Annotated in this window: 23 protein-coding genes; 16 read left to right on the top strand and 7 right to left on the bottom strand. The window is 41.1% G+C overall.

Annotated elements, in window-relative coordinates; translation table 11 throughout:
- Nucleotides 1–79 precede the first annotated feature (79 nt).
- Nucleotides 80–1,612: an FAD-dependent oxidoreductase gene (locus MHH31_RS05155; RefSeq protein WP_342495342.1), complete on the bottom strand. Its 1,533-nt coding sequence runs from the start codon at nucleotides 1,610–1,612 to the stop codon at nucleotides 80–82.
- Between the two features lie 141 nt (nucleotides 1,613–1,753).
- Here MHH31_RS05155 and MHH31_RS05160 point away from each other — a divergent pair, with 141 nt between their 5' ends.
- Nucleotides 1,754–2,614, top strand: coding sequence for an SDR family oxidoreductase (locus MHH31_RS05160; RefSeq protein WP_058337510.1), 861 nt, complete (start codon nucleotides 1,754–1,756; stop codon nucleotides 2,612–2,614).
- A 64-nt stretch (nucleotides 2,615–2,678) separates the two neighbouring features.
- Here MHH31_RS05160 and MHH31_RS05165 read toward each other — a convergent pair whose 3' ends face one another.
- Nucleotides 2,679–2,909, bottom strand: coding sequence for an IDEAL domain-containing protein (locus MHH31_RS05165; protein ID WP_003210924.1), 231 nt, complete (start codon nucleotides 2,907–2,909; stop codon nucleotides 2,679–2,681).
- Between the two features lie 289 nt (nucleotides 2,910–3,198).
- On the opposite strand from MHH31_RS05165, the gene MHH31_RS05170 reads away from it, so the two are divergent.
- The 3 genes from MHH31_RS05170 to MHH31_RS05180 all read left to right on the top strand — a co-directional run bounded on the left by MHH31_RS05170 (nucleotide 3,199) and on the right by MHH31_RS05180 (nucleotide 5,895).
- A complete protein-coding gene (locus MHH31_RS05170) occupies nucleotides 3,199–3,777 on the top strand; it encodes a competence protein ComK (RefSeq protein WP_017366958.1) in 579 nt (192 codons plus the stop codon).
- Between the two features lie 143 nt (nucleotides 3,778–3,920).
- The gene (locus tag MHH31_RS05175) at nucleotides 3,921–5,027 is read left to right on the top strand and encodes a D-TA family PLP-dependent enzyme (protein ID WP_217967384.1); all 1,107 of its coding nucleotides are present in this window, start codon (nucleotides 3,921–3,923) and stop codon (nucleotides 5,025–5,027) included.
- A gap of 385 nt (nucleotides 5,028–5,412) precedes the next feature.
- Complete coding sequence (locus MHH31_RS05180; protein ID WP_008348662.1) at nucleotides 5,413–5,895, top strand: hypothetical protein; 483 nt, start codon at nucleotides 5,413–5,415, stop codon at nucleotides 5,893–5,895.
- A 30-nt stretch (nucleotides 5,896–5,925) separates the two neighbouring features.
- Here MHH31_RS05180 and MHH31_RS05185 read toward each other — a convergent pair whose 3' ends face one another.
- Nucleotides 5,926–7,365, bottom strand: a complete 1,440-nt coding sequence (locus MHH31_RS05185) for a PLP-dependent aminotransferase family protein (protein WP_342495343.1) — start codon at nucleotides 7,363–7,365, stop codon at nucleotides 5,926–5,928.
- 143 nt (nucleotides 7,366–7,508) lie between these two features.
- Between MHH31_RS05185 and MHH31_RS05190 the strand changes: the two genes are divergently transcribed.
- From MHH31_RS05190 to MHH31_RS05220, 7 genes are all read left to right on the top strand, one after another.
- A complete protein-coding gene (locus tag MHH31_RS05190; protein WP_203144230.1) occupies nucleotides 7,509–8,678 on the top strand; it encodes an MFS transporter in 1,170 nt (389 codons plus the stop codon).
- Between the two features lie 62 nt (nucleotides 8,679–8,740).
- A complete protein-coding gene (locus MHH31_RS05195; protein WP_342495344.1) occupies nucleotides 8,741–9,019 on the top strand; it encodes a barstar family protein in 279 nt (92 codons plus the stop codon).
- Between the two features lie 156 nt (nucleotides 9,020–9,175).
- Nucleotides 9,176–10,126, top strand: a complete 951-nt coding sequence (locus tag MHH31_RS05200; RefSeq protein ID WP_342462419.1) for an ABC transporter permease — start codon at nucleotides 9,176–9,178, stop codon at nucleotides 10,124–10,126.
- Nucleotides 10,119–11,069, top strand: a complete 951-nt coding sequence (locus MHH31_RS05205; RefSeq protein WP_019743340.1) for an iron chelate uptake ABC transporter family permease subunit — start codon at nucleotides 10,119–10,121, stop codon at nucleotides 11,067–11,069. The genes MHH31_RS05200 and MHH31_RS05205 overlap by 8 nt, the downstream gene beginning before the upstream one ends.
- Nucleotides 11,060–11,818 carry an ATP-binding cassette domain-containing protein gene (locus MHH31_RS05210; protein WP_019743341.1) on the top strand — a complete coding sequence of 253 codons (759 nt, stop codon included), beginning with the start codon at nucleotides 11,060–11,062 and terminating at the stop codon, nucleotides 11,816–11,818. The genes MHH31_RS05205 and MHH31_RS05210 overlap by 10 nt, the downstream gene beginning before the upstream one ends.
- A gap of 22 nt (nucleotides 11,819–11,840) precedes the next feature.
- On the top strand, nucleotides 11,841–12,785 hold the full coding sequence (locus MHH31_RS05215; protein ID WP_342495345.1) for a siderophore ABC transporter substrate-binding protein: 945 nt from the start codon (nucleotides 11,841–11,843) through the stop codon (nucleotides 12,783–12,785).
- 337 nt (nucleotides 12,786–13,122) lie between these two features.
- Complete coding sequence (locus MHH31_RS05220) at nucleotides 13,123–14,079, top strand: LCP family protein (RefSeq protein WP_142154715.1); 957 nt, start codon at nucleotides 13,123–13,125, stop codon at nucleotides 14,077–14,079.
- A gap of 234 nt (nucleotides 14,080–14,313) precedes the next feature.
- Here the strand turns inward: MHH31_RS05220 and MHH31_RS05225 are convergent, their stop codons facing one another.
- Nucleotides 14,314–14,748: a hypothetical protein gene (locus MHH31_RS05225; RefSeq protein ID WP_060780949.1), complete on the bottom strand. Its 435-nt coding sequence runs from the start codon at nucleotides 14,746–14,748 to the stop codon at nucleotides 14,314–14,316.
- Between the two features lie 91 nt (nucleotides 14,749–14,839).
- Nucleotides 14,840–15,196 (bottom strand): hypothetical protein, encoded by a 357-nt coding sequence (locus MHH31_RS05230; RefSeq protein WP_342495346.1) that lies wholly within the window; start codon nucleotides 15,194–15,196, stop codon nucleotides 14,840–14,842.
- A gap of 158 nt (nucleotides 15,197–15,354) precedes the next feature.
- On the opposite strand from MHH31_RS05230, the gene MHH31_RS05235 reads away from it, so the two are divergent.
- Nucleotides 15,355–15,972, top strand: coding sequence for a TVP38/TMEM64 family protein (locus tag MHH31_RS05235; protein WP_160757883.1), 618 nt, complete (start codon nucleotides 15,355–15,357; stop codon nucleotides 15,970–15,972).
- Nucleotides 15,972–16,484, top strand: a complete 513-nt coding sequence (gene lepB / locus MHH31_RS05240; RefSeq protein WP_007499139.1) for a signal peptidase I — start codon at nucleotides 15,972–15,974, stop codon at nucleotides 16,482–16,484. Before MHH31_RS05235 ends, lepB begins: the two co-directional genes overlap by 1 nt.
- Before the next feature lie 239 nt (nucleotides 16,485–16,723).
- Here lepB and MHH31_RS05245 read toward each other — a convergent pair whose 3' ends face one another.
- Complete coding sequence (locus tag MHH31_RS05245; RefSeq protein ID WP_007499137.1) at nucleotides 16,724–17,866, bottom strand: AbrB family transcriptional regulator; 1,143 nt, start codon at nucleotides 17,864–17,866, stop codon at nucleotides 16,724–16,726.
- 275 nt (nucleotides 17,867–18,141) lie between these two features.
- Here MHH31_RS05245 and MHH31_RS05250 point away from each other — a divergent pair, with 275 nt between their 5' ends.
- Genes MHH31_RS05250 through MHH31_RS05260 form a run of 3 tightly spaced genes read left to right on the top strand, consistent with a single transcriptional unit; the run spans nucleotide 18,142 to nucleotide 19,864 of the window.
- The gene (locus MHH31_RS05250; protein ID WP_007499135.1) at nucleotides 18,142–18,564 is read left to right on the top strand and encodes a BlaI/MecI/CopY family transcriptional regulator; all 423 of its coding nucleotides are present in this window, start codon (nucleotides 18,142–18,144) and stop codon (nucleotides 18,562–18,564) included.
- On the top strand, nucleotides 18,557–19,396 hold the full coding sequence (locus MHH31_RS05255; RefSeq protein WP_025207106.1) for a M56 family metallopeptidase: 840 nt from the start codon (nucleotides 18,557–18,559) through the stop codon (nucleotides 19,394–19,396). The genes MHH31_RS05250 and MHH31_RS05255 overlap by 8 nt, the downstream gene beginning before the upstream one ends.
- Before the next feature lie 57 nt (nucleotides 19,397–19,453).
- Nucleotides 19,454–19,864, top strand: a complete 411-nt coding sequence (locus tag MHH31_RS05260) for a DoxX family protein (RefSeq protein WP_008348626.1) — start codon at nucleotides 19,454–19,456, stop codon at nucleotides 19,862–19,864.
- A gap of 191 nt (nucleotides 19,865–20,055) precedes the next feature.
- On the opposite strand, the gene MHH31_RS05265 is transcribed toward MHH31_RS05260, so the two are convergent.
- The gene (locus MHH31_RS05265; protein WP_007499129.1) at nucleotides 20,056–20,502 is read right to left on the bottom strand and encodes a ferritin-like domain-containing protein; all 447 of its coding nucleotides are present in this window, start codon (nucleotides 20,500–20,502) and stop codon (nucleotides 20,056–20,058) included.
- Nucleotides 20,503–20,524: the final 22 nt, after the last annotated feature.

The following is a 20,524-nucleotide window of genomic DNA, read 5'->3' on the forward strand; positions in this document are numbered from 1 at the left end:
CCCATGATTATCAAAAATATCAGACTTTATGTTTTTTATCGGATAATTTTGGTTTTTTTAAAGGGAAAACAGTGAAATTTTACTGTTCTTTATATGACCTTTTTAGTGGTTTTTTAGCCGGACCTTCTACTACTTCTCCCGTAATGGAGAAGCGAGACCCGTGACAAGGACAGTCCCACGTGCGGTCACTATTATTCCACGCGACTTCACAGCCTAAATGAGTACAGGTTGTATCGACAAGAAAGATATCGCCGTCCTCTGACTTAAATGCGCCACATTTTTTATGCTCATAAGATACAATCCCGCCTTCACCCGGATTTAAATCATCTATTGTTTGATCAGCTCGTTTTAATTTACCGCTGATTAGCTTCGCTGCAACATTGGTGTTTTCTTTGATAAAGTCTTTTACGAATGCGTCTGACACGAGTCTTGATGGAGTAAAGATGGATTCGTAAGGATTCGATTTTCCTTCGATCAAATCTCCGATCAGTGTCGCTGCTACGTGGCTTGTGGTCATGCCCCATTTTCTAAAGCCTGTTGCCACAAAAATATTCGAATGATGTAATGTCAGGCGGCCAATGTAAGGGATTTGATCCATTGTGATCATATCATGCGTGGACCAACGGTAAAGGACTTCCGTTATACCAAGGGTGGCTTCACCAAACTTTTCTAGTGCTTCATAGTGTGCGGATTCATCTCCGCCTTGTCCGGTTTTATGGCCTTGTCCACCGATGAGCACGACATCTTCTCCATGGAATTTCGCCGTTCTTAATGAATGGGCAGGCTGATCAATTCCTAAGTACATGCCGTCTGGAAGCGGTTTTTTTGTTTTGGCTGCGACGACATAAGATTGCTCAGGATGGATTCGCGTGAAATACAGTCCTTTGCCATCGTAAAAAGGAAAGTGTGAGCATGAAATGATAGAGCGCCCCATCAGATGATGACCACTTTTTGTGATGACAGCAGGGTGTTTTCCTTCTTTTACATCGACTGCCGTTGTCTGTTCAAATATGCGCACGCCTCGGTCAATGAGCTGATCGATCAGTGCATGAAGATAATGAAGAGGATGAAATTGTGCCTGCTGCGTCATGGCGAGGGCTGCCTTGATGCCAGCATCAAACGGGAGCGCTGTTTTCCATTCGCGATCGATACCGAGCTGTTTGTACGCATCTAATTCCTTCTTTAACTTTTTGACGCCGTTTTCTTCTGTTGTATAAAGGTAAGCATCTTTTACCTCAAGCTGACAATCAATGTCATACTCTTTCACACGTGCTTGGATGAGCTCCTTTGCTTTTTCATTTGCTTCTACATATAAACGGGCTTTCGGCATACCAATATGCTGAATCAGCTCATGATAGTAAACATCATGCTGGGAAGTAATTTTCGCTGTCGTATGTCCAGTGGTTCCTTGCATTACTTGATCAGCATCTATGATGATGACATCCAGTCCGCGTTCTGTCATTTCAAATGCAGTAGCGATACCGGTAATACCGGCACCGACAATGATGACATCTGCTGTAAGGTCTTCGCTGACAGTAGGAAAAGAGGGCTTCTCACTATCAGCTAGCCATAACGACTTTGCTTGTTCCGATCCTTTATGTTCTTGTTCCATGTTGTCGCCTCCAGTCACTTATTGTGTATAATTTTTCCACGATGCTGAAAATCATACATTTTAGTGAAAACAAGAGCGAAATACATAAAAAAATGAGCAACACATAAAAATAAACGAGATAAAAGGAAGGAGTGGACTGACGTGTCAACAAAACAGCCAAAGAAAACGTTACCGCCTCAGCATCAGAACGAACGTCCAGGACTTGAATATAAAATGAACCCTAGACCTATCTTTGATCGAGAGGTGCAAGGCAAAAAGCTGACAGGGAAAACGGCGATTGTCACAGGTGGAGACAGCGGGATTGGAAGAGCAGTATCTGTCTTATTTGCGAAAGAAGGAGCCAATGTAGCGATTGTTTATTTGAATGAACATCGTGATGCGGAAGAAACGAAGGACTATATTGAAAAGATGGGAGGCCGCGTCATTTTAATATCAGGTGACCTAGGGGATGAAGCTTTTTCAAACGAGGTCGTCAAACAAACAAAAGATGCTTTCGGTTCGATTGATATTTTGGTCAACAACGCAGGTGAACAGCATCCGCAAAAAAGCATTGAACAGATTACTTCTCACCAGCTTCTTCGGACATTTCAAACGAATATATTTGCCATGTTCTATTTAACAAAAGCGGTGCTCCCTCATTTAAAGAAAGGAAGCAGTATTATTAATACAGCATCGGTCACTGCTTATAAAGGTCATGAAACCTTAATTGATTATTCATCGACAAAAGGGGCGGTTGTAACGTTTACAAGGTCATTATCTCTATCTCTTATCAAACAAGGGATTCGGGTAAATGGGGTAGCGCCTGGACCGATTTGGACACCACTGATTCCATCCACATTTACGGAAAAGGAAGTGTCTGAATTTGGTGGAGATGTCCCAATGGAGCGGCCTGGTGAGCCAGTAGAGTTAGCGCCAAGTTATTTATTTTTAGCGAGCGAAGACTCTTCTTATATGAATGGACAAATGATTCATGTGAATGGCGGAACCATATTAAATGGATAAAAACAAAAAACTTGCGGTAAAGAGACAAGTTTCTGTCTCTCTGCCGCAAGTAAAATCATCATAATTAATGTAAGCAGTGTTCTGCATATTGAGCTGACAGGTCGTTGAATCGCTTTTCATCACGCTGATCCAGTGCCTTATCAATCTCTTCTCTAAGGAAGGTTAAGCGCTGTTTATAAAGCGCCTCATCTAAAACCATTTGAATATAGATGTCTAAAATCGTCACGCCGTTTTCTTCGGTTTTTTGGGTGTTGCGGGACTTCATGAGCTCAGCATACGTTTTTTTCTCTTTCATAAAGAATCCCCCCGATGCCTTTTTTATAGTATATGGATTGGCGGAGAAAAAATCAACAAGAATTTATAATTTTTAGACAATTTATTTTTGAGCCATATCGACACCCCTTGTCCAGTCGACAAGATGCGATATATCTTTAAAAATGGCTTTTAGATAGATCGAATGTACTAAAAAACATGATAAAAAGATAATTTTAAATAAATATTGAAAAAATCCTGTCGTTTCTTATACGTTGGTGATAGATTAATAGTATCTAAAATAACCAAAAATTAACACAGGAGGAAATGAAGTGTCAGGAATTAGTGAAACACCATTAGATTCATACGTCATTAATCAAACAACAATGGCGGTCCTTCCGGTTGAAGAAGGAAAACGAGTATATTCAAAAGTGATCGAAAGAGAGACAAGCTTTTACGTTGAATTAAAGCCGCTGCAAATTATAGAACGCAGTTGCAGGTTCTTTGGCTCAAGCTATGCAGGCAGAAAAGCGGGAACATATGAAGTAACAGGTATATCACACAAGCCTCCCATCGTGATTGACTCATCCAATCATCTGTATTTCTTCCCAACCTATTCATCCAACCGCCCTCAATGCGGTTGGATCTCCCACAAATACATTCATATCTTTCAGGAATCATCCCTCGGAGACACGGTTGTTACTTTTACAAACGAGCAATCGGTCAAACTAGATGTCTCATATAAGTCATTTGAGAGTCAGGTACACCGAACAGCGTATCTCCGAACGAAATTTCAAGATCGACTTGATGGAGGTCTTCCTAAGAAACAAGAATTTATGCTGTATCCAAAGGAACAGCAGCTCAACCTTGTGTATGATTTTATCTTAAGAGAACTTCGTAATCGTTATTAGTGAGAGACCAGCGGCAGACAGCCGCTGGACTGCTTACTCATCGCCATCATTTTTTTGCAGAAAAAACCATTGATTATCGTATAAAAAAATATATAATTTATCTATATCATATAATTTTTTATATAACGAAAGGGGTCATGGGGATGATGTATGAAGAACTGGATACGCCGGCACTACTTATTGATAAACGGGTGATGATGGAGAATGTAGCGGCGATGCAGCAATATGCAGACCGTCAGCATGTCAAATTGCGCCCTCATACGAAAACTCATAAAACGCCTGCACTTGCCAAGCTGCAGGAAGAGAAAGGTGCATCTGGCATTACGGTGGCGAAAGTAGGAGAGGCTGAAGTAATGGCAGCCCATGGGCTCAAAGATATTTTTATCGCCAATCAAATTGTAGGTGAGATTAAACTCAAGCGGATTCGTAAACTGGCAGAGTCGATACAGATTTCATTCGGTATAGATTGTGTTGAGCATGTGAAGCAGATTGAGCAAGTCTTTTGTGAATCAGAGAAAAAAGCGGAGGTTTTAATTGAGATAGAGGTTGGAGAGGGAAGGTCTGGTGTCATTGAAGAACGTGATTTCTGCCACATATTAGAGGCGATTCAAACAAGTGATGCCGTTCATTTAAAGGGGATTTTTTCTCATGATGGTCATACGTATCAAGCGGAAAGTAAAGCACATTGCCGGACATTATACGAGGAGGCTGTAAATCGAACACTCCGTTTTGCGCAGATTGCAGAAGAAGCTGGTATGCCGCTAGAGGTCGTCAGTATTGGATCAACACCGCCATTTTTATTTCAATTTGATATTCCAAAAGGAGTCACTGAAATACGGCCAGGCACATACATCTTGATGGATGCTTCCCAGTCCAATGTAATCGGCACATATTCACATTGTGCAGCATCTGTGCTGACGACGGTCATTAGTAAACCGACAGAGCGCCGGGTGATTACAGATGTAGGGGCCAAGGGGCTGACGGCACAAACGCGTACAAAAGGGCTGACCAAAACAGAGGGCTTAGGCAAAGTGAAAGAATATGATGATGTATTTGTTTCAAGCGTATTTGATGAGCATGCCATTATCTATCATGAAGGCTTTCGTCAAAGTGTACAGATCGGTGAGAAGGTGCAAATGATTCCGAATCACATCTGTCCTGCTGTGAATCTTCATGAAAAAGCATATCTCATTCAAGATGGCAAGGTGGTAGAAGAGCTGGAGATTGCTTGTAAAGGAAAGCTACAATAAATGGGTAGGATCATAGAGGGTGTTGCCGCATGCATAGCAGAATATAAGGCAGCTTCCATTCTAAGAAAGATCATCATTTGAAATCCATACATCTAAGGAAAAGGCGCCGAAAGGGGTCTTTTTTATTTGAGAAAAAATGGCGAAAATGAAATAGATTGAAACCAAATGTGCCTTTCTCGTCGTCTATTGACTGTATCATCATGAAATGGCAGGGAAATGTGAACCATTAGAAGGATTTTCATTCATTTCCGCATAAATCACAGAAGTGATACATGCGGTCTGTTACAATAAAAATAAGTCATTTCTTACAAGGTGTTCGTATGAGGTAAAAGTTGATCATATTTGACCGATATGAACAAATGGGAAAGAGAAATGGGGGCCCTGTATGAAAAAACGATGGCATTTGATGCTGCTATTTACCGTGACAGTGACACTACTCACGGCCTGCAATCAAGCAGGTCAGCCGCCTTCAAAACAAAACACAAAAGAAGCTGCGTATGAACAATGGGTTCAGCGTTATATGGATGAGTTAAATGAAGCATATGAAAACATGACCGATCAATTTATTTCGGATGGACATGGAAAAATTCAAGTAAATGAAAAATTGACAAAAGCGACGAAAGCATTCGACCGTGTCATTCAAAAAGGGCTTACTCATCAAGAAGTGCCAGCTGTGTATCAAAAGGCAGACAAACAATTAAAGACAGGTCTTGCTTCATTTGAAAAAGGAATTAGCAAGGTAGAGCAGCTGTTAAAGCGTCCTGATCAAGAAAAGCTGTTTATGTCAGCTACTCAACATTTTCAAGATGGATTGCAAGAGACAGCCTCTTTCATTGAAGAAGTGGGAAACGTTCAGCAATCACAATGAAAAGCCTGGAAGGGAGACTTCCAGGCTTTTTTAGATGTGCAGTGTTTGCTTTAATCGGCGTACACCTTCTTGAATCATGGCTTCATCCGTACAGGCAAAACCAAGCAGCAACCCTTTCCTTTTGCTTTCATAACAATAGGGGCTTAATGGATAAATGCCGACACCTGCCGCTTTTGCGGCCTCAATCGTGCCTTGTTCATCAAAGTCTGATGTTCCTTCCAAAAAGACGTGAAGGCCTGTATCGGTTCCATATAAACGGAAGTGTTTGTCAAAGTGATGTGTCAAAAGAGCATCCATCATCGCTGTCTGCCGTTTTTTATACACCTGTCTCATCCGCCTGACATATCGCGTAAACTCTCCTTCTCTGAAAAAAGAGGCAAGAGTGATTTGCTCCATGATCGGCAGCTGTCTTTGAATAAGTGATTGCAGTGCAGCGATTTCTTTAATGACTGCTTTGGAGCCGATGATGGCAGCAAGGCGGATGCCTGGAGCAAGTACCTTGGAAAAGCTGACAATATAGATCACATGATCGGGTGCTTCTGAAAATAAAGAAGGAAGCGGTCCGCCATGATAACGATAATCCCCATCGAAATCATCTTCCAATATATAAGATTGAGCCTTCGTAGCAAACTGCAACAGCTCCCGTCTTCTATTGACGCTCATACAGACACCGGTTGGCCGCTGATGAGAGGGCGTTACAGCGATCAGCTTTGTACGTTCTGGCAATGTATTCACCATCATTCCTTCTTCATCGACTGGTGCGGGGTAAATATTCATTTCGCGATGTAAAAAGGACAACCTAGCTCCAGGAAAACCAGGATCTTCAACAGCGACTGTATCTCCTTTTTTGAGCATGACTTGTGAAATCAAGTCAATGGCTTGTTGTGTGCCCCCTGTTAACACCATTTGGTCTTCTTCTATATCAATGCCGCGTTCAACCGATAAGTATTGGCGAATTTCTGAACGTACTTCCCATAATCCATGCGGAGAAGAATAGCCCCAATCTTTCATATTTAAGCGCTGTAATGCTTTTAGAAGCGAGCGTTTCCATATGTTTTGAAAATGGTCGTCGATGGCTGGTTCTTGATGGCGGAAATCAATCTCAAGTGTGTCATGAAATTGATTGGCCGAGAGCCAGCGATCCATTTGTTTTTCAGCCTCGTCAAAGTGAGGTCTTGTCGGAAGTGCAAAAGGCGGTTCGTTTTGATGTGGGGGAGAAGCAGCATTGTGATCACTTGAAATGACCTTTGTTCCGCCTCTTCTAGAGGTGCTGACATAGCCTCTTGCCAGCAGTTCATCATAGGCAAGCTGTACGGTGGATCGAGATACGTTGAGCTCTTGTGCTAATACTCTTGACGGAGTCAACTGATCATCAGGATTCAGTGTGTTTGTATGAATTTTTTGAATGATGCCATTGACGATTTGCTGCCAGAGTGGGGTAGAGCTGGAACGGTCTAAATGAATGTACACAGTGCACCTTCTTTCCTTTGTCATGTCATCATTGATGATGACATGGAATTATGGACTGGTCAATAGCTTCATTTTTGGATGTGGGAAGAAATCCAAATGATGTGTACACTGGTTCATATCATTTACACAGAGGAGAGAGTCCCATGATTCCTGCATCAAAAGAAGAAACAGCACAGCTATCTATGATTCCGTTTGTATTCGTTTTATTTAGCCTTTTTATGATTACAACAGCAGTGAACCTGCAAGTCCCTCTTTATACGGAATATGCAGAGCAGGCAGGATACGGAAAGGCGTCAACAGCCCTTGTGTTTGCTGCGTATGTTTTCGGACTGATTCCAGTATTACTGTTACTTGGCGGAATGTCTGACCGGGCTGGACGAAAACCGATTTTATTGATCGCTCTTTGCTTTTCATTATGTGCCACCCTGCTCATGATCGTGCATCCGACCATACAAATGCTCTTTGTCGCCCGGCTGCTGCAAGGAGTGGGACTTGGGTTAAGTGTTGGCACATGTACTGCCTACTTGATTGCTTTATATCCAGAGAAATCGGGCTGGATCCCAACGTTTATCGCATTATGCAGTTCGATTGGATTTGGAGGAGGTGCTCTTTTTACAGCGATTCTTTCTTTTGAGCAAGTGTCACTGACGCCTCTTAGCTATTGGATTGTGTTGGTCTTGATTATGTTGACGATTGTTGCTGTATTCTTTTTGGTGCCGCCTGTACAAGGGGAGGCAAGTAAACCGCTAATGAACATGCCGAGGTTTCCAAAAGGGACAATGCCTGCGAACATAGCCATTGCTATCGCATGGTCTGTGTGCGGTCTTGTCATTTCGATTTTGCCAGCACAGCTTAAATTAAATGGCTATGAATTGTGGGTAGGCCCGGCGCTGTTTTTTATTAATATGGCAGGTGTTCTGATGCAGCCTTTTGTCCGAAAGATGAATAGCAGTGCAGCGCTTCGTATCGGTTTTATTTGTCTTCCGTGTGGATATGGCCTGTTGTTATTCGGTGCTAATAGCGGGTCCATTTTCCTTGTCCTTGCTGGAACTCTTTTAGCGGGCACAGCTTGCTATGGATTTACTTACTTAGGCGGTCTCCAGCTGATTGTTGAGAAAGGGAAGAAGGAAGCGGCTAGAGCTGTTGCTGGATATTACTTGTTTGCGTATCTAGGTCTTGGCATACCAAGTGTGTTCGTTGGTCTCTTTGCTGATATGTACGGTACTCAGACAGTGTTAACGCTCTTTTTCATGCTCGTGCTGGCTGCCTGCCTGATCTTACTTAGTTTAAGTTTCAGAGAGAGGCAAAAGTGAAATGGATTCTTTCTCTTTCCTCTCCAATTCGTTTAAAATAAAGACAGAAGAGGGGGAGGGAAATGAAAAAAGTACAGCTAAATGGTGCGATGTGCAGATCACAAGAGGAGCTTCATGATCAACTAAAAACAGTGTTACAACTTCCTGATCATTACGGCAAAAATCTTGATGCCCTTTGGGACTGTTTAACAGGAGAAGTGAGCTTGCCTTTAGAGCTCACGTGGATTCATTATCAAGCAAGCAAAGACGAGCTTGGTGATTATGCAGAGAATTTGCGGCAGTTATTTCAAGAGGCTGAAGAGGAACTGCAAGGGCAGTTTCAATTGATTATTGAAGCGTAAAAAAGCAGCTGATCCCAAAAGCTGTTTTTTTTATGCGGTTTTCACCCTCATTCTACTATTGAATATTTCACTAAATATGATAATATATGAACTGTCGCTTAATTGATAATGATAATCATTTGTGGCAGAGAGCTTGATAGAAAGTGTGAACCCTGTATGAAGTTGTACCAATTAAGTTTGTTGTTTGTGTGTTTGGCATGTGCGTCGCTGTTTGTCGGGGTACAGGACCTGTCTCTTTTACAGTTGTTTCATCTATCAGATGAACAAATGAACACCTTATTTTCAAGTCGCATCCCGCGGCTGATGAGTATTGTGCTTGCTGGCATGAGCCTGAGCTTATGCGGTTTTATTATGCAAAGCATGACGAGAAATAAATTTGTCTCTCCAACGACTGCAGGAACAATGGATTGGGCCAAGCTGGGTATTTTAACCGCCATGCTTGTTTTTACACAGGCAAGCCCGCTGATGAAAATAGCGATTGCGTTTTTATTTACGTTAGCTGGCAATCTATTATTCTTAAAAATTTTACGCCATATTAAGGTGAACGATACGATCTACGTACCGTTAGTCGGCTTAATGTTTGGCGGAATTGTTAGTTCAATTTCCACGTTTATAGCCTATAAATATGATTTGATCCAAAACGTATCCGCATGGCTGCAAGGGGATTTTTCTCTTATTGTTCAGGGGCGTTATGAACTGCTCTATGTGAGTGTTCCTCTATTGATCATCGCGTATTTATATGCTGACCGCTTTACAGTGGCTGGTATGGGTGAGAGCTTTGCCGTCAATTTAGGTTTAACGTATAAACGTGTCATGGCAGTTGGTTTGGTGATTGTTTCGATGATTACGTCTGTAACGATTTTGACTGTTGGCATGCTGCCATTCCTCGGCTTAATCATTCCGAATATTGTATCGATCTACCGAGGGGATCACTTGAAAAAAAGCCTGCCGCATACGGCTTTATTAGGGGCCATTTTTGTGCTCATATGTGATGTACTCGGACGGGTGATCATTTATCCATATGAAATATCTGTCGGGCTTATGGTTGGCATCATTGGAAGTGCGATCTTCCTGTACATGTTATTAAGGAGGAAGCGCTATGCATAAGAAACGAACATTATTTCTCATTGCAGCCATTGCAGCCGTATTCGTTGTCATCTTCGTCACCTTTCAAATGGGGTACTGGGAGTACACAGTGCCGAGCCGTTTAAAAAAGGTGCTTGCCATGACTTTGACAGGAGGCGCGATTGCCTTTTCTTCTGTTGTGTTTCAAACATTGACCAATAACCGAATCTTAACGCCAAGCATTTTAGGGTTAGACGCGCTTTACTTGTTTTTGCAAACAGCGATTATTTATCTTTTTGGATCGACCAACTTGATGATCGCGAATAAGAACCTGAATTTCTTTCTCTGCGTTGGATTAATGATTCTTTTTTCTGTGCTGCTCTATACGGTCATGTTCAAACGCAAAAACAAGCATATTTTCTTACTCCTGCTTGTCGGGATTGTGTTTGGAACATTGTTCAAAAGTCTTTCTTCCTTTATGGAAATGCTCATTGACCCGAATGAATACCAAGTCGTACAGGACAAGTCTTTTGCCAGCTTTAATCACATGAATACAGATATTTTACTCTTCGCTTCTCTTTTATTTGCGGCACTTTGTCTTTATATATGGACCTTCCGCGCGAAATTAGATGTCATGTCATTAGGAAAGGAACAGGCTGTGAATCTTGGGATTGACTATGACGGGATCACAAAAAAGATGCTGATCGTCATTGCCGTCCTTGTTTCGATTGCGACGGCCCTCGTCGGCCCGATTACGTTTCTTGGCTTACTCGTCGTAAATGTGGCAAGAGAGCTGTTTCGTACATATCGGCACACGTACTTGCTATTAGGCTCGTTTTTCATTAGTGTCATTGCGCTTGTAGGCGGGGAATTTCTTGTGGAAAAGGTATTTACGTTTCAAACACCGCTTAGTGTGCTGATTGATTTAGTCGGCGGACTGTATTTTATTTATCTACTTTTAAAGGAGAGTCGTTCATGGTCGTGATGAAGGGAGTCAGTAAGACATATAACGGAAAAACAGTGCTTCACGAAACAACTGTCAGTGTAAAAAAAGGACAACTGACCTCTCTCATTGGTCCAAATGGCGCAGGCAAAAGTACGCTTTTGTCCATCATGAGCCGCCTGATTCAACCTGATACTGGGGAAGCTTATTTAGAGGACAAACCTTATCGTGCGTACTCTCCTCAGGAGCTTGCGAAAAAAATGAGCATCTTGAAGCAGTCGAACCACATGAGTGTGCGTCTGACCGTTCGTGAGCTTGTCAGCTTTGGTCGCTTTCCTTACTCTCAAGGCCGCTTGACAAAAGAAGATGAGAACATGATTGATGTGTCTCTTCAATACATGAGACTTGTCGAAATCCAGCATCAATATTTAGATGAACTAAGCGGCGGACAAAGGCAGAGAGCCTTTATTGCCATGGTGCTAGCTCAGGATACGGATTATATTTTCTTAGATGAGCCTTTAAATAATTTAGATATGAACCATTCAGTTGAAATGATGAAGCTGTTTCAGCAGCTCGTGAAAGATCTTGGAAAAACGATTGTTGTTGTTCTCCATGATATTAACTTTGCATCTGTCTATTCAGATCACATCGTTGCCTTAAAAGAGGGTCAGGTGATCAAAGAAGGAAGCGTTGATGAAGTGATTCAAACAGAAGCACTTGAACACATTTATGACATGCGCATACCGATCGAAGTCATTCGTGGTGAGCGTATTTGCTTATATTTTTCTTGAAAAATTGAAGAGGTGATCAATCATGAAAAAATGGATTTGGATGATATCAGTATTAACAGTGATTGCTGTCCTTGCTGCCTGTGGTAACCAAGGAAAAACAGCGGGAACGAATGAGGAAACCGTAACAGTAAAGGATATGTTGAATAAAGACGGTGTGAAGGTCAAGAAAAACCCGAAAAAAGTCGTCGTCTTTGATATGGGAAGTCTCGATACACTTGATAAGCTTGGTGTCAACGTGACAGCCTTACCAAAACAAGTGATCCCTACATATTTATCTAAATTTGAAAGTGACAAATATGAGAATGTCGGCGGGTTAAAAGAGCCAAACTTTGAGAAAATTGCAGAGATGAAGCCTGACTTGATCATTATTCAGCACCGTCAAGCAGATGCATTTGATGAATTTTCTAAAATTGCTCCGACGATTTATATGGATGTAGATAATGCAAACTATATGGAATCATTTAAAAAGAATGCTGAAACATTAGGAAAGATTTTTGATAAGGAAGACAAAGTCAAAAAAGAACTTTCTGCCATTGACCAAAAAGTGGCTGCATTAAAGAAACAAGCAAAAGAGTTAAAGAAAAATGGACTCGTCATCATGGCGAACGACAGCAAAATGACGGCATTTGGTCCTAAGTCAAGATATGGTCTGATCCATGATGTATTTGGGATCACACCAGCAGATCAAAAGCTAGAGCCATCTGATAAACATGGACAAAGCATTTCGTATGAGTATATGGTCAAAACGAACCCAGATTACTTATTTGTCGTGGATCGCGGCGCGGCGATTGGAGAAAAAACATCTGCGAAACAGCTTGTTGAAAATGATTATGTGAAATCAGTCAAAGCAGTTAAAAACAATCATATGGTGTATTTAAACTCTGACATGTGGTATTTAGCAGGCGGCGGCCTTGAATCATTGAATGCGATGATTGATGAAGTGAAAAAAGGAATTGAACAAAAGTAATGGATGAAAAGCTGCTCATTTTGAGCAGCTTCAGCGTGTAGACAAACCTTCGCATTCGGTGTCAGTCCTGCGTGCTGGTGCTCACGAATGTGAAATTCGCTCCGCGCCAGTACTCGTCCTTCCTAGGGCTGCAAAGGTTTTTTATCACGCTGAAAAGAAGACAAAGGGCTAAAATCAAGTTCATTTTAGCCCTTTGTCAGCAATCTGAAGCTGCTCATTTTGAGCAGCTTTTTATTGTGGATACATAAAAATATGTTGCATGCAGGAAACTTTCATCAAAATATGTTATAGTGGAACCTACATTGTGAGACTAAGATAGAGTGAGGGTTCGGAAAGGATGAAGGAGAAAACAAGATCAAAAAGAAGGCTAAGACCTTGGGTGAAAGTCGTGCTGTTTATCATGGCATTTGTCATGATCATGGCAGTATCTGTCACAGGATACGCATACTATAAAATTTCAAAAGCGTCGAATAAAGCGCAAGTATCTTTAGAAAGAGGAGAGACCTCGCAAAAGCGTGTGAAAGCTTTTGATCCAGGAAAGGATAGCTTTTCGGTGCTGCTCTTAGGGATTGACAGCCGTCCAGGTGAAACGGTAGACGAAGCAAGAAGTGATGCGGTCTTACTGGCGACGGTGAATCGAACAGACAAAACGATGAAGCTCCTAAGTATTCCTCGTGATTCTTATGTTGATATACCGGGGAGAGGATATGATAAAATTGCTCACGCCCATGCGTTTGGGAGTGCAGATTTATCAGTCAAAACGGTAGAGAATTTGTTAAACATCCCGGTAGACTATGTGATTGCAGGAAACTTTAAGGCGTTTCAAGACATTGTCGATGAGCTAAATGGAATTGACGTAACGATTGAAGATGAAGGCATTGCAAAACAAATGGAGAAGGATTCAAAAGGAAAAGTTCATGTGGAAACAGGCACGCATACGCTCAGTGGTGAAGAAGCATTAGCGTTTGTGAGAACGAGAAAGGCAGATAGTGATCTCATGCGCGGAAAGCGCCAAATGGAAGCACTTCAAGCCATCTTTGAAAAATCAAAATCCATTTCTTCCATACCGTCTTATGACAACATCATTGATACACTTGGGGATAACGTCTCCACCAATTTATCCATGAAACAGTTGATCGGTCTATTCCCTTTACTGAGTTCATTAAAATCAGTGGATACCATCCAGTTAAAAGGGCACGATTACCAGCCTGGGAATGTGTATTACTTTGAGTTAGATGGACCAGGATTAGAAGAAGTGAGACAAGAGCTGAGAAAACAGCTCGAATTATCATAATTGAGAAAGAGCCTGCCGCTGTGGCAGGCTTCAGCGTGTAGACAAACCCTCGCATTCGTTGTCAGTCCTGCGCGCTGGTACTCACGAATGTCAAATTCGCTCCGTGCCAGTACTCGTCCTTCCTAGGGCTGCAAAGGTTTTCTATCACGCTGAAAAGAAGACAAAGGGCTAAAATAAAGTTCATTTTAGCCCTTTGTCAACAATCTAGAGCCTGCCGCTGTGGCAGGCTTTTTTTTAATAATAGAGGGTTGCAGGCATCGTTGGGTACCACACACCATTTAAAGCAAGCGCCCAGCCATACACCTTTTGACCTGATTCAATCTTGTCCTTTACCGAAGTGAGCGCTTCGTATGAAAAGACTTGATAAGCCTGTCCGGTTTTTTTAGCGACAATGACCGATAGAATATTGTCATTGAATACACTTGGCTCTTCGTCCGTACTCGTCCAAGCAATTCGATTATAGTAATTCATGTTAAAAGGATTTTCGAGTGCTTTCACTTCAAACTTCACTCGTTTTCCAACGATAGAAACCGTTGTATAGGCTACACTTGTTATTTGTGCAGATGTTGCTGGGGCTTGTTTTCCTGTTTGCAGTGGTTCTAATGCTGACACTGTGCTTGGCACAAGTAATCCTGCTGCTAAGGTGAGTGCTGTTATTTTTTTGAACATGAGTTGGAACCTCCTAATTTTTGGTATAACAATCAATTCGCCAAAAACTGAAGAGTTCCTTCTATAAATGTAAAATATAACCATATTATTTTCATGAATGGAGGAAATAATGGGTGAGCATTTCCTCTACACGATGACGTATACGGGGATTAAAATATTTATGCTTTTCTTCATAGCCATTTATCAGAAATAAATATGTCGTAAATCCTTCATCGTGTTCAATTTGCTGTACGTTCATTTTTTCTTTACGTAACTGTTGTTTCAGTTGATAAAGGGCTTTTTGTGCTTCTTTTAATGAAGAGGTGACTAGCTGAATATATGGTTCATTTAGTTTGAATGTTTGATGTTTTTTAAGGTACGTCAAATCACGATTGAGGATGGAGATGACCATTGGAAGAAAGATGGCCTGTTCCATCATCTGAAGCTGTACGCTTGATAATCTCGTCATGTCCATGCCTGCTTTCTTTGTTTATGGAACATTTGTTCTTATTTATTATATCGGATGAGTTAAAAAATCTCAAGGGGGGCTGAGAGGGATTCATTTGTATATTTTTATGTTTTCCATGTAAAATGAAAGATAGACAAACCTTGAAGGAGTCAAACAAGTTGCCATTATTTCTTTCTATATTTACTCATGAAAATATCACATCATTTTTTGAAAGCTACAAGGCTTTTGGACCCATTGTGGCTATATTACTCCCTTTAATAGAAGCATTTCTACCGTTTTTACCTCTCGTGGCATTTGCGGTGGCCAATGCAAATGCTTTTGGGCTATGGGAAGGCTTTTTATTGACCTGGATTGGTGCAAGTGCAGGGTCTATCCTTGTCTTTTTACTGATCAGAAAATTTGGACAGACGAGGATGCTGAACTTTATTAGCAGACACCCTTCTATTCAAAAGCTAATGCTTTGGGTTGAAAAGCGGGGATTTGGTCCGTTATTTATTTTACTCTGCTTTCCTTTTACACCTTCTGCTGCCGTCAATGTCGTAGCAGGTCTATCAAGAATCAGCGTCTGGCAGTTCTCATTAGCTGCTTTATCAGGGAAGTGTGTCATGCTCTTTATTATTAGTTTTATCGGCTATGACATTTCAGCTTTAGTAAAGAATCCGTTAAGAAGTGTTTTTGCGGTTCTAGTCATTGCTTTATTATGGTATGTTGGAAAGAGAGTAGAAAATAGGTTGAATATTCGGATGAGTCAGCGTGAGGACAAAGGAGGCTCTTAATGAAAAAGAAGCCATTGCTATGGTTCATGATTATTACATGCATCGTCTTGTTGTTCCAAGTAAAGAATTTCATGTTTGTCACGTACAAAGTAGAAGGGGTTAGTATGGACCCGACATTTACAGATGGAACAGAATTATTAATTAACAAGTTCTCGCCAAAACTCACGAAAATTAGCCGGTTTGACTATGTGTTATTTCATGGCCCTAAAAATCAAATCTTGATCAAACGGGTCATTGGACTTCCAGGAGAAACAATCAAATATGAAGATGATCAACTGTTTGTTGATGGTGTAAAATGGAAAGAGCCGTATTTAAAAGAGCAGAAAAAACATAAAATGGGCAACGTCCTAACAGGTGATTTTCAGCTGAAAGCCATCACCGGTCGTCAGAACATACAAAACAATCATTACTTCGTGATCGGAGATAATCGAATACATAGCTTTGACAGCCGGCATTTTGGAACGATCTCAAAGGATCAAGTAGTCGGTGTAAAAAGGAATCATGATGAATAAAAAAGAGCCGCTCTGCTTATGCAAAGCGGCTCAGCGTGTAGACAAACCCTCGCATTCGTTGTCATGTCTGCGCTCCAGTGCTCACGAATGTCAAATTCGCTCCGCTCTGGTGCTCGACCTTCCTAGACTGCAAAGGTTTTCTATCACGCTGAAAAGAAGACAACGGGCTAAAATCAACATCATTTTAGCCCGTTGTCAGACCATCTGAAAGCCGCTCTGCTTATGCAAAGCGGCTCTTTTTATTTAGCGGCTTTATAATCAGTCTGTCTTTTTGCCCAGACATGATGTAAGAAACGAAAAAACGGTGGCAGCATGGCGATGACCAAAATAATTCTAACGACTTGTACAGCCACAACAAATGTGGAATCCTCATGAAGTGTCACAGCTGTTGTGGCCATTTCTGCAATACCGCCAGGCGAAAAAGCAAGAATGGCCGTAATGACAGAAATACCTGTTATTTCTGCGATGGCAATTGAACTGAGAACGGTCGCAGCAATCAATCCGGCTGAGCTGACGACGGCCACAATCAAGGTATTTTTTAGCCCGACAAACATTTGTTTATTCATTTTTGACCCGATGGTTGCCCCTAGAAATACCTGTGACGCAATGTTCGCTTGGGCTGGCCAGTAAGGAATCAAATCATGACCTGTCAAGGCGCCTGCCCCTACTTGGAGAGCCGCCACACCTAACATACTGCCGATCAGCCATGGGGCGGGAAAGTGAAGACGCACGGCTAGGCGTGACATCAGCCATGCCCCTAAAATGAGTGCAGCAGTCCAAGAAATGTTTGATATTGTGAAAACGCCTGATGAGAAGGCGCTGCCTTGGGCGACTACCACATCTGATTGGCTTTTTGTATTTAAATAAAATACCGTAAAAGGAATGGTCAGTACGACCATTAACACGCGTATCGTTTGTACGAGACTCACTACAGCTGTATTTGCTCCAACCTCTTGGGCGATGCCCGGCATAGCGGAAAGACCGCCGGGGGCAGTGCCTACAAAGCTGGTCAGCATATCTGTTTTACTCAGCTTCCATAAGACAAACCCGGAGAGCATGGCTAATAAAATAGAAAAAACGAGCATGAAACTCACGGGAAGCCAATTTTCAGCGAAAATGTGAAGGACTTTCATGTTCATTTTTTGTCCTAGTTCGATTCCGAGAATGAATTGACCAAGGAGTAGCCATCTGCTGTGAATACGTAAGGTATTCTTTCCTTTACGCTGAAACAGGGCGGGACGGCGCAGGGCAATAAATGCAGCTGTCATTAATGTGCCAATCATCCAGCCGATAGACATCCCTGTTAGAGACAAAAGGAATCCACCTAAACCGCTTACCGCAATCAAAATGAGATCGGTTCGAAGGCTGTTTCCTTGCTTCATCACGTATAAACCTTCTTCCTGTATATTTGTTCAGTAAGTGAAATGTTGTTATCTTCACTATAATACAAAAGTCTCTATAAATAAAATACGAATTTTTTTAGTATTTTCATAAGATTATCTTATGGTTAACTCTGTTAGAAAAGAGATTTTTTTGATATAAATGACATATAATTTTCGCCAAAAACAAATACAATATACAACGATTTTCCCCTATTTTTGTTATCTGTTGACTATCATTTTCAATTACACTACAATGCTTAGTGTGAGGTGATGACATGAAAATTCCTTCTTTTAAATATAACGAAAAGGGATTGAACCGCTTTTTCGGTCCTTTAGAAGGAAGGATTATGGAGATCCTTTATCAAGGTGAGGATATGCCGATTAAAGAGGTACAGCAGAAGCTGTCAGATGAGAAGCCAATTAATTTCAACACGGTCATGACGGTACTCAATCGATTAACCGAAAAAGGAATTGTGGAAAAGAAAACAAAAGGGCGTTCATCTATCTATAACCCTGTTTTAACAAAAGAAGAATTTCTAAATGAGCAAACGAAATGGATTACTCAAGGACTGATGGATGATTTCGGCCCCCTTGCAGTCAATCATATGGTGGACGCAATTGAAAGTGCTGATCCTGAATTACTGAAGGTACTCGAAGCAAGGCTTGCATCCAAAAAAGAGGAGAAACGACATGATTAAAATGAAGTCGAGTCTGCTGTTTTTAGGCGGTATATTGATTGGCTTAGTGATCTTTTACCAGATGGGCTATTATGTACTCTCAAGCTTTTTTGGCTGGAATCAAGCATATAACCTGATCCATGTATGTCAATCTGTTCTCGAATTTTATGGATTCACTCCTTTAAAGTATTTTCTGGATGCGTTCGTCTTGTATACGCTTGGTTTTGCCGTTTTCTATATGACAAAGCAGGTCAGAAAGTATCTTCATTTCAAAAGAAATATGATGATGGCAGTCGATCAACATTCAACGCAAAGTCTATCAGACAATTATAGAAATGAGATCATTGTGTTTCATTGCCATGAACCGCTTGCTTTCGCAATGGGGATGCTTCGGCCAAAAGTGTATCTCTCAACAGCGCTTATAGACATGCTGGATGAAGGGGAAATCGATGCTGTTGTCTATCACGAATTACATCACAAATACAGCTACGATCCTTTAAAGACTTTCGCTTTCTCTATGCTCACAAAAGTGATTTGGTACATTCCTGTGTTAAAGCATATGAGACAAAGTTACTCCGTTTTTCGTGAAGTCATTGCAGATGACTATGCCATTCAGCAGACAGGGACTGAGCTTGGAGTAGGGCAAGCCCTTTTGAAACTCATTAAAAATAGAACCCAGTTTCAAAAACAAACGAAATTTGCCGTGTCCTTTGGAGACCGAGCATTGAATTTAAGAATCCAAAAGATCTTAAACCCAACATACAACATACCGTTCAATGTACCACTTATCCCAATTGTGACATCAACCATCCTCATGCTGGTCTTAATGATTATGCTCAACTTAAATTACTAATTTTTTTTACGAATGAACATTACATGATGTAGTGTAAAAATGGGAGGAAATCACTATATGAAAACAAATCAAGAAATAGGAACACTTTTTGTACGCGTCATCTTAGGCATTATTTTCTTTTTACATGGGCTTCAAGCATATCAAGGTGGACTAGGAGGCACTGCTGCATTTTTTGGTCAAATTGGTGTCCCAGAATTTATGGCCTATATTGTCAAAACAATTGAACTGGTTGGTGGAATTGCCCTGATTCTAGGTTTAGGCACACGTCTTTTCGCAGCTTTATTTGTGCCAATTATGGCTGTAGCCATTATCACAGTTGGTTTTGCAAGAGGATTTGTGGGCGGTTATGAATTTGAACTTTCTTTAATGGTCATGGCGCTTTACTTGACACTTAGTGGCAGCAAGATGCTATCGATTGATGGATTGTTAAAACAACAGCAGCAAAGCAATGAAGCAAAATTTCATTAAATAACAAAAAACTCCTTCTGCGATTTGTAGCAGAGGAGTTTTTTTATGGTCAAAAGGTCGTTTTATCATTAAAAAAGGAAAAGCGAAGAGGCGTTTTGATGATGACAGCCCTTTATTTAACATATTGAATGAGCAAAAAAGCAATTTCATTTTTTGACGGAACATACGATCTCCTATTAAAATAGGGGTAACTAAGAAACATGGTGCGTTAAAAGATATAGAAACCAGACGGCATGCTGCTGTTCATCTTGAGCAATACGCTTCATTAATTCCTTTGTTCCTTGATCACGGACATAGTCTGATACCGTTAAGTAAAAATCGACTGTTTTTTGTTCGTCTTTAAAGGCAAATAAGAGACCTTCCCTAAATTGGTCTGGACAAGGCTCTGTTATGCTTGGTTTGTGGTTTTTACCAGTCAAAGAATAGTATAGCTTTGTAAATAGCTGATAATGTCTGACTTCATCCTGACGTATTTCTTGAATGATTTTTTTTGCTTCAGGATTTTTTGCTTTTTGTGCAAGTTTTTCATAGCATTGGATCGCAGAATATTCGCCATTGATGGCCTTTTCAAGGTCTGCAATGATCCTTGTGTTTTGGCGCATGTCATATGGCGAGTAGTCATAATAACCGTAATACATGATATTGCCAGCCTCCTTTTAG

The organism is Bacillus sp. FSL K6-1033 (assembly GCF_038630765.1).
Taxonomy (GTDB): Bacteria; Bacillota; Bacilli; order Bacillales; family Bacillaceae; genus Bacillus; species Bacillus altitudinis.

Excerpts from the sequence above, each read along its gene's own strand:
- MHH31_RS05155 (WP_342495342.1), bottom strand. The coding sequence starts at position 1,612 with ATGGAACAAGAACATAAAGGATCGGAACAAGCAAAGTCGTTATGGCTA.
- MHH31_RS05165 (WP_003210924.1), bottom strand. The coding sequence starts at position 2,909 with ATGAAAGAGAAAAAAACGTATGCTGAGCTCATGAAGTCCCGCAACACC.
- MHH31_RS05175 (WP_217967384.1), top strand. The coding sequence starts at position 3,921 with ATGATGTATGAAGAACTGGATACGCCGGCACTACTTATTGATAAACGG.
- MHH31_RS05180 (WP_008348662.1), top strand. The coding sequence starts at position 5,413 with ATGAAAAAACGATGGCATTTGATGCTGCTATTTACCGTGACAGTGACA.
- MHH31_RS05190 (WP_203144230.1), top strand. The coding sequence starts at position 7,509 with ATGATTCCTGCATCAAAAGAAGAAACAGCACAGCTATCTATGATTCCG.
- MHH31_RS05195 (WP_342495344.1), top strand. The coding sequence starts at position 8,741 with ATGAAAAAAGTACAGCTAAATGGTGCGATGTGCAGATCACAAGAGGAG.
- MHH31_RS05200 (WP_342462419.1), top strand. The coding sequence starts at position 9,176 with ATGAAGTTGTACCAATTAAGTTTGTTGTTTGTGTGTTTGGCATGTGCG.
- MHH31_RS05205 (WP_019743340.1), top strand. The coding sequence starts at position 10,119 with ATGCATAAGAAACGAACATTATTTCTCATTGCAGCCATTGCAGCCGTA.
- MHH31_RS05210 (WP_019743341.1), top strand. The coding sequence starts at position 11,060 with ATGGTCGTGATGAAGGGAGTCAGTAAGACATATAACGGAAAAACAGTG.
- MHH31_RS05215 (WP_342495345.1), top strand. The coding sequence starts at position 11,841 with ATGAAAAAATGGATTTGGATGATATCAGTATTAACAGTGATTGCTGTC.
- MHH31_RS05220 (WP_142154715.1), top strand. The coding sequence starts at position 13,123 with ATGAAGGAGAAAACAAGATCAAAAAGAAGGCTAAGACCTTGGGTGAAA.
- MHH31_RS05225 (WP_060780949.1), bottom strand. The coding sequence starts at position 14,748 with ATGTTCAAAAAAATAACAGCACTCACCTTAGCAGCAGGATTACTTGTG.
- MHH31_RS05230 (WP_342495346.1), bottom strand. The coding sequence starts at position 15,196 with ATGACGAGATTATCAAGCGTACAGCTTCAGATGATGGAACAGGCCATC.
- lepB (WP_007499139.1), top strand. The coding sequence starts at position 15,972 with ATGAAAAAGAAGCCATTGCTATGGTTCATGATTATTACATGCATCGTC.
- MHH31_RS05245 (WP_007499137.1), bottom strand. The coding sequence starts at position 17,866 with ATGAAGCAAGGAAACAGCCTTCGAACCGATCTCATTTTGATTGCGGTA.
- MHH31_RS05250 (WP_007499135.1), top strand. The coding sequence starts at position 18,142 with ATGAAAATTCCTTCTTTTAAATATAACGAAAAGGGATTGAACCGCTTT.
- MHH31_RS05255 (WP_025207106.1), top strand. The coding sequence starts at position 18,557 with ATGATTAAAATGAAGTCGAGTCTGCTGTTTTTAGGCGGTATATTGATT.
- MHH31_RS05260 (WP_008348626.1), top strand. The coding sequence starts at position 19,454 with ATGAAAACAAATCAAGAAATAGGAACACTTTTTGTACGCGTCATCTTA.
- MHH31_RS05265 (WP_007499129.1), bottom strand. The coding sequence starts at position 20,502 with ATGTATTACGGTTATTATGACTACTCGCCATATGACATGCGCCAAAAC.